At 57.3% G+C, this 7772-nt stretch carries 3 protein-coding genes and 1 pseudogene; 3 read left to right on the plus strand and 1 reads right to left on the minus strand.

Translation table 11 applies throughout. The features are described 5' to 3' along the window. A pseudogene (locus F2P45_RS33475) lies at positions 1-484 on the minus strand (histidine kinase dimerization/phospho-acceptor domain-containing protein); the annotation flags it as partial. Positions 485-886: 402 nt separating this feature from the next. Here F2P45_RS33475 and F2P45_RS33480 point away from each other — a divergent pair. The 3 genes from F2P45_RS33480 (at position 887) to F2P45_RS33490 (ending at position 7706) form a co-directional block, all read left to right on the plus strand. Then, positions 887-2941, plus strand: coding sequence for a type VI secretion system Vgr family protein (locus tag F2P45_RS33480; protein WP_166882533.1), 2055 nt, complete (start codon positions 887-889; stop codon positions 2939-2941). A gap of 64 nt (positions 2942-3005) precedes the next feature. Next, positions 3006-3443 carry a DcrB-related protein gene (locus F2P45_RS33485; protein WP_166882534.1) on the plus strand — a complete coding sequence of 146 codons (438 nt, stop codon included), beginning with the start codon at positions 3006-3008 and terminating at the stop codon, positions 3441-3443. A 60-nt stretch (positions 3444-3503) separates the two neighbouring features. Beyond that, positions 3504-7706 carry an RHS repeat-associated core domain-containing protein gene (locus F2P45_RS33490; protein ID WP_223164896.1) on the plus strand — a complete coding sequence of 1401 codons (4203 nt, stop codon included), beginning with the start codon at positions 3504-3506 and terminating at the stop codon, positions 7704-7706. Positions 7707-7772 lie beyond the last annotated feature (66 nt).

Here is a 7772-nt window from a genome sequence, read left to right on the forward strand (position 1 = left end):
TCAGGCGCGGCTGCAGCGACAGCAGCACTTCGTCCAGGTAGGTCTTCATGTTGAAGCTGCGGATATCGTCCGACGACTGGTCCACCGCCACCTGCTTGAAGCTGCGCACCAGCGCCGCCGCGCGCTGGGTATTGGTGGTCATGATGCGCAAAGACTGGTCGATAATGTCGAAAAACTGCGCCAGGCTGTCTTCGGTCATCGCGCCCGCCGCCAGTTCCTCGCGCGTCAGTTTCAACTCCTGCACCAGATGGCTGGTGGCGGTCACGCAAATCCCCAGCGGGGTATTGATTTCGTGCGCCACGCCCGCCACCAGCCGTCCCAGCGAGGCCAGCTTTTCCTGGCGCACCAGTTCGGTCTGCGCATCCTGCAAGGCGGTGAGCGCCGCGTTCAATACCGAATTCTGCTGCTCCAGACGCTCCTTGGCCACCCGCACCGCACGGTCGGCCTGCATGCGCGCGATCGCCACCGCCACATGGCTGGCCATGAACGCCAGCAACTCCAGATCGGCCTGGGTTTACACAATCGCGGAATAGCAACTTCGCACGATAGCTTCTCTCATTTTCTTCACTCCTGACCAGCCGCGCCGACCCTCGCCTAGGCGGTATGGAGTTCTAACAAGCAATTTGAGCGAGCCGACGCTGCCTAAAAATAGTCTTGACCGCAAAAGCAAATGTATACTTTTAGTTGCATTTCCATCACGCAATGATACAATAGTGTCATTGACTTTTTTATAACTTCCGTCATTGCGTCGGCCTTCCTCGCTAGCTGCAGACGAAAAGCGAGCCCGAAACAGGACCGATATCATCATCTGCACGGCACGCGAAAGCGCCGAGTTCTTGGCCGCTCGCTCCACTATTTATCCCTACAGTCAGTCAAAGGACTCAGCATGAGTACGCTACCTTCCGCATCCTCTTCGTCAGGGGGCGGCGACCGCCAAAGCACGCGCCTGCTCCGCCTGCGTTTTCCGTCCGGTGGCCCGTCGGGCCTGATACTGGCTAACCGCCTCGATGCCGTTGAAGGCCTTTCGCGCGACTTCAATTTCACGGTCGAGGTGCTGTCAGACAATCCTTCGATTGCGCTCAAGGACGTACAGGGCAAGCTGGCCACGGTAGAGCTGGTGCGCGAAGATGGCAGCCTGCGCTACTTCAATGGCCACGTGTTCGAGTTTCGCCGCGTGCGCGCCGACGGCGGCTATGTGTACTACGAAATGGTGCTGCTGCCCTGGCTGGCTTACCTGCGCCTGCGCCGCGATAACTATCTGTATCACAACATGACGGTGCGCGACCAGACCGACGACATCTTCGGCGAGTATTCGGTGCGCAAGAGCGAGATGCGCATTGGCGGCCCTGATCCGGTGATGACCGACGCCTGCCAGTTCGACGAGACCGACTACAACTACGTGCACCGGCGCTGGGAAGCGAAAGGCTGGTTCTACTGGTACGAACACACGGCCGGTGGCCATACGTTGGTGCTGTCGGATGACTCCACGGGCGCGCCGCCGATCGACGGGCGCAGCGACATTCCGTTCCAGGCCGAAGCCGGGACCGAAGAAGACGACGCGCTGCGCGAATGGACGCCGGTGCGCAATCTGGTGACGGCCCACGTGGCGCTGGCCAGCTTCGACTTCAAGAAGCCGAAACCGATCAAGGTCGATCTACCAACTGTCAATCAGCAAGGCGACGTTTTAAAGAAGGAAGTGTACGAATACACCGGCGCCTACGGCTTCAAGGATGCCGGCGACGGCGACGCCCAGACCCGCCTTCGGCTCGAAGAAATCGAAGCCTCTGGCAAGCACTTCGAAGGCGCCGGCAACGACCGCTACGCCCAGCCGGGACGCAGCTTCGATCTGACCGATCACTACGATGGCGCGGACAACTTCCTCATCATCGAGGTCCATCACACGGCCACCAACAACTACCAAGTGAGCCGTCAAACAGGGCTGTCGCACTACGAAAACCGCATCGGCTGCATCCGTAAGAAAATTCCTTGGCGGCCGGGGCGCGGCTTCAACAGCACAACGACCAAAATCTATGGTCTTCAAACGGCGGTGGTGACCGGCCCGCCCGGAGAAGAAATCCACACCGATGAATACGGCCGCGTGCGCGTGCAGTTCCACTGGGACCGCATCGGCAGCTACGACGACAAAAGCTCGGCCTGGATCCGCGTCGCGACCGCCTGGAGCGGACCCGGCTACGGCATGACCTCGATTCCGCGGGTGGGCACCGAGGTCGTGGTGCAGTTCCTGAACGGAAATCCGGACCGTCCGCTGGTAACAGGCATGGTGCCGAACGAAGACACGATGCCTCCCTGGAAGCTGCCCGACAACAAAACCCAGAGCGGTGTGCTGTCGCGCAGCACGCCCAAGGGAGGCCCGGACAATGCCAACGGCATGCGCTTCGAAGATAAAAAGGGCGCCGAGCAGCTGTGGATGCAGGCCGAACGCAACCTCGACGGTCTGATCAAGAACGACCAGACCTATACCGTGCGCCACGACGAAACCCACACCGTAGGCAACGACCAGAGCGTCAGTATCGGTAACAACCAGTACATTTCGGTCGGGGTTGACCGCACCAAATTCGTGGGCGAGAACGAAATCAACCGGGTAAAAAAGACCCTGATCGAAACCGTCAAGACTGACACCCTCCAGCAGATCGGTGGGGACAAGAGCACCTTGGTCGGAAAAAATTTCATGATCGAGGCGGGGGACAGCTTCGCGATCACCTGCGGCAAAGCGGTCTTCTACATGGACAAGAAGGGTAATGTCGCCATCACGGGCGAGAACATCAATATCACCTCCAATGGTCCGATCCAGATCAACGGCAAGAAGATCGACCTCAATCCAGGCGGTGGCGCTGCGGCAATCCAGCCCAAGCCGAAAGGCGGAGGCGGGATCATTGCCGATGTCGATGCGCAGTTTTCTCCGCCTCCGCCTGCCAAGTAACTTCCATCCCACCTTTACACGGGCGCCACCAGCCGGCGCCCATATCTACCACGACGAGACCAGCATGAACTATCACATCAACGAAGGCAGCTTTACCATTCCCGCCAGCGCACATGACCGTAGTGTCAATATGTTGGCGCTCAATCTCGGCCCTGGCGGCCTGACCCTGGTTGCCACGCGCGACTTGGTGCAGGAAGGAGAGGACATGGACGGCTTCCTGACGCGCCAGCTGCGCACCCTCGCGTCCCAAGTCAAAGGATTCAAGCAGCAGGAGCGCGTCGAGCTCACCGTCGGAAGCGCGCAATTGCCGGCCTTGCAAATAGCGAGCTCGTTCAAGCAAAACGGCGCCACCATGCACCAGCGCCAGACCGTGATTCGGCTGGCTGGCAGCTCGCTGCTGGTGCTGACCATGACGTGCGCGTCGCCGCTCAACGCGGAACAGGAAACGTATGCGCAGCAGTTGCTGGACAGCTTTGTCCCGGCCAGCACCTCACTGGACTAAGCACGAACATCAGAGCGCAAACGCATCGCTCATTCCCCACCTATCTTAAAGACTCTGCCCATGTGCCCAGCCGCCGCCCGAAAGACCGACCCGATTTCCCACACCTCGACGTTGGGCATGCTCGCCAAGATGGGTGGCGCGCTGGTCGTCGGCTGTGCGCTCGGCGCAGCGCTTACCTACGGCGCCGTACTGGCAGTGGGATTGGTCATGGCTGGTCCCATAGGCTGGGTCGCCTTACTGGCCATCGGTTTCGCAATCAGCCTGGTGCTGGAGGCGACCGGAATTAATGAAAAAATAGATGAAGGGATCAGCGACATCGTTGACGTATTCATTCCCAAATCGATTGAAGGAAAGATCAGCACTGGTTCGGGCAACGTGGACATCAATTCCTTACCAGCGGCGCGTGCGGCATCGCCTGACGACGAGGACAAGATCGAGTGTGCCAAGCATAGTTCAGGACCGCCGCCGATGATCGCGCAAGGCTCGGGCAATGTCTACATTAACGACCATCCGGCAGCTCGTAAGGACGACATGACTACCTGCGGCGGTACGATCGCCGACGGCTCGAGAGATGTATTCATTGGCGGCGGCACGCAGAAGGTACGCGATATCGAGGACGAGAGGCCATGGTACGTCGCCGCCATCGGCGTCGCGCTTGGCGCGGCACTGGCCGTATGCGGCAGAGGCAGGATGAACCTGTCTGCCCTCAAGTCGGCCTTGCCGTGCCTGGCGATGAATATTGGCGTGTCAATGCTGGGGAGCGGCGTAGGACACATCATCAGAACCACGATGGGTCACCCGGTCAACGTCATCACGGGGGGAAAGATACTGCGCGAAACACCGGACTTTATCTTGCCTGGACCGCTACCAATTGAATGGGCGCGCTTTTATTGCAGCCATGACCGGCGCGAGAGCGGCCTTCTTGGCGTGGGCTGGAGCTTGGCCCACGAAGTACAGCTGACGGTGGAGCGCGACGAACATGGAGCGGTGAGCGCCCTGTACTACTGCGACGATCAGGGTCGCAGCATGGCGTTCCCCCCAGTAGGGCCGGGCGAATGCCACTACAGCACAGCCGAAGGCTACTACCTGATCTGCACGCAGCTCGGACAGTATCTGGTCCAGGACGTCGCGGGCATTTACCGCGACTTCGGGGTACCCGATATCGACTTTAACGGCATACTGAAATTACAGCGGCTGGAAGACCGCAAGGGCAACTGGCAGGCATTCCGCTACAATACCGCCGGCCTTCTACATGAAATCAACGACGGTTGCGGACGACGGCTCGATATCAAATATGACCCCATTCATCCCTTGCGTGTGGCTGAAGTACGCCTGACCAAAGGCGCCGAGGGCGAGCAAGCGGAAGCCTTGGTGCGCTACCGCTACACGGCGCATGGCGAACTGGCACAAGTCATCAACCGCAGCGGCCAGGCGCATCGCCAGTTCGCCTATTGCCATGGCTTGATGACCGAGCACGCTATTTCCGGCGGCCTGCGCTGCCAGTACGAGTGGACAGGCGAAGGGACGGATGCGCGTGTTATCAAGCACTGGACCGACGACGGCGAAGCCTATCTGTTCCATTACGACCTTGCCCGGCGCCAGACGACTGTAACCGACCAGATCAACCGTGTGTACCACTGGACATGGAGCGATGACAAGCAGCCGACCGCCTACACCGACCCGGAAGGCCACCTATGGCGCTATGAGTGGGATGAGAATCGCCAACTCGTGTCGCTGACTGATCCCCTGGGCGCGATGACGCGCTGGGAGTACGACGAGCATGGCAATTTGACGACCATGGTCAATGCGCTCGATCAAATCGAGAAGACGGAATGGCATACGAGCATGGACCTGCCAATCGCCGAGATCGATGCAGCCGGCAACCGCTGGACCTATCGATACGACGCGCACGGCAACTTGCTCACGATTACTGATCCGGAAGGATTCGAGACCGAGCAGTTTTACAACAGTCGCGGCCTGCCCCATACGATTCGCGATGCGCGTGGTGGATATAGGCACATGGAATGGAATCTGCGCGCCCAGATGACCGCTTACACCGACTGTTCAGGCAAGCGCACTGATCTCAGTTACGACGAACGCGGCGCCGTCATCGGGCTGCGTGACGCGATGGGAAACGCTACTCGGTACTCAGTCAATACCGAGGGACAAGTCACTGAGATCGCAAAGGCCGACGGTAGTGTGGAACAATTCGTTTATGACTTGCGTGGGTATCTGGAAGCAACAATCGACGGCAATGGACGGCAAACCAAATACCTCCGCAATGCGCGCGGCCACTTGATCCGCCACCTGAATGCCTTGGGTCGCACTGTGGACTTTGTCTATGATGGCGCACATCGTCTTGAGCACCTGATCAACGAAAATGGCGAAACGTACCGGTTTATTTATGATCGGAATGACAATACTATCGGCGAAATTCGCCTTGATGGCGTAGTCAAACGGATAGAGCGTGATGCGCGCGGACTTGTGGTAGCTATCACAAATGCAACTGGTCATTCTGATTCCCTTGTATTGACAATGCAACGCGACCCGCTGGGCCGCTTGATAGCAAAGCACGCACGCGGTCGCAGCGCGGCCTATCGCTATAACCAGATAGGTGAACTACTGCAAGCGCAGCAGTATTCCGAACACGGCGGTCCGCGTACTGTCCACGACAACATGGTATTCAACTACAGCAAGCGTGGAGAATTGCTGAGTGAAGCCGGACATATGGGTACGCTGACACACCAGTACGATGAACTAGGCAATCGCAGCGCCACGACCCTACCAGACGGACGAACCATCAACAGCCTGTACTACGGCTCAGGCCACCTGCACCAGATTAACATTGATGGCGAGATTATTAGCGACCTTGAACGCGACGATCTACACCGAGAAATAACGCGTAGTCAGGGTGATCTCTCGACACGCTTTGGCTATGACATCAATCATCGCAAGACGTTTGAACAATCGAGACACCGGGAAAGTCAGGAGCCAGTTTTGCACAAAACTTGGCATTACGATGCATCTGGCGAACTAACGCATAAGCGACATTCGCGAAATGGCGAAACAAAATACCTCTACGATCCCTTGGGGAGAGTCCAGAGTGCAATAGCCTCTGCCCAAAGCGAAACGTTCCACTGGGATGCTGCGGCAAATCTGGTCGACAACGGTGAGCACGGTGGACATATCCGATACAACCAACTGCTTGTGTTTGAAGACAAACGCTTTGAATACGACGTGCATGGGCGACTCGCAACAAAACGGATTGGAGCGCATACTGTGCAGACCTTCAGTTACGACGGCGAGAACAGGTTACGTCAAGTAGACACAATGCGACGAGGCGTACAGCAGCTCGTCTATTTCGAATACGACGCACTTGGCCGGAGGATCAGAAAGCATGATACGTTCGGCACCACTTGTTTCCTCTGGGACGGTATGCAAATGCTGCAGGAATGCAGAGGCAGCCAGATGGCCACCTATATTTACGAACCCGCGAGCCATGCGCCGCTAGCGCGTATCGACAACCACGTAGCACGTTCAAATGGCTGTGCACAGGATAATCAGAACTTACCCCGTCGCGATACAATGGACTGGCAGGTATATTATTTTCATAACGATGCGTCGGGAATCCCGGAAGAACTCACCTCCGCCACTGGTAACGTAGTATGGCAGTCAGAATATAGAACGTGGGGTAACACAGTGAGGGCAAGCTGGACCCATGAAAATCAAAAGATACCTCACCTGCCAGCAACACCCGCAATAGCACAAAACCTGCGTTTTCAGGGGCAGTACTTTGACGAAGAAACTGGACTGCACTACAATACTTTCCGATACTATGATCCTGATGTTGGACGATACATAAATCCAGATCCAATCGGAATTGTCGGGGGAACAAATCTTTATCAATATGCGCCCAACCCAGCTAATTGGATTGATCCGTGGGGCTGGTGTAAAAACTTAAAGTGGGGAAATCCCGCGAGCGAACCAACGTACGGACACGCATTCGTAAGGCACACTAGTAAACTGAAGCCTATTCAGCTTATGGATCGGGCCAGACACAAAGGAAAGCAAATTGGACAATGGCTTGATAACAGGGTAGCAGCAAACTTTATTGCAGAGACGGCAAAAAAAGGTCCTGGGGCCTATGAGGTAACGTTACCGCCCGGGGTCAAAGGCAGAAGCTTCCTTCCGGATGGAACTGAAGGGCACCTCGAAAAACCGCCGCAGCCGTGGCATCATAGCGGCTCCACGTTGCTGACCTAATTTCATGATCAAGACGAGTCTGTTTGCCGACCAAGAGCGCGAAGCCAAGCTGAACAAGCTTGGTGA

Source organism: Massilia mucilaginosa (genome assembly GCF_011682145.1).
GTDB classification, from domain to species: domain Bacteria; phylum Pseudomonadota; class Gammaproteobacteria; order Burkholderiales; family Burkholderiaceae_D; genus Telluria_A; species Telluria_A mucilaginosa.

What these genes read in the sequence shown, in the direction of transcription:
- F2P45_RS33480 (WP_166882533.1), top strand. Translation starts at nt 887, where the DNA reads ATGAGTACGCTACCTTCCGCATCCTCTTCGTCAGGGGGCGGCGACCGC.
- F2P45_RS33485 (WP_166882534.1), top strand. Translation starts at nt 3,006, where the DNA reads ATGAACTATCACATCAACGAAGGCAGCTTTACCATTCCCGCCAGCGCA.
- F2P45_RS33490 (WP_223164896.1), top strand. Translation starts at nt 3,504, where the DNA reads ATGTGCCCAGCCGCCGCCCGAAAGACCGACCCGATTTCCCACACCTCG.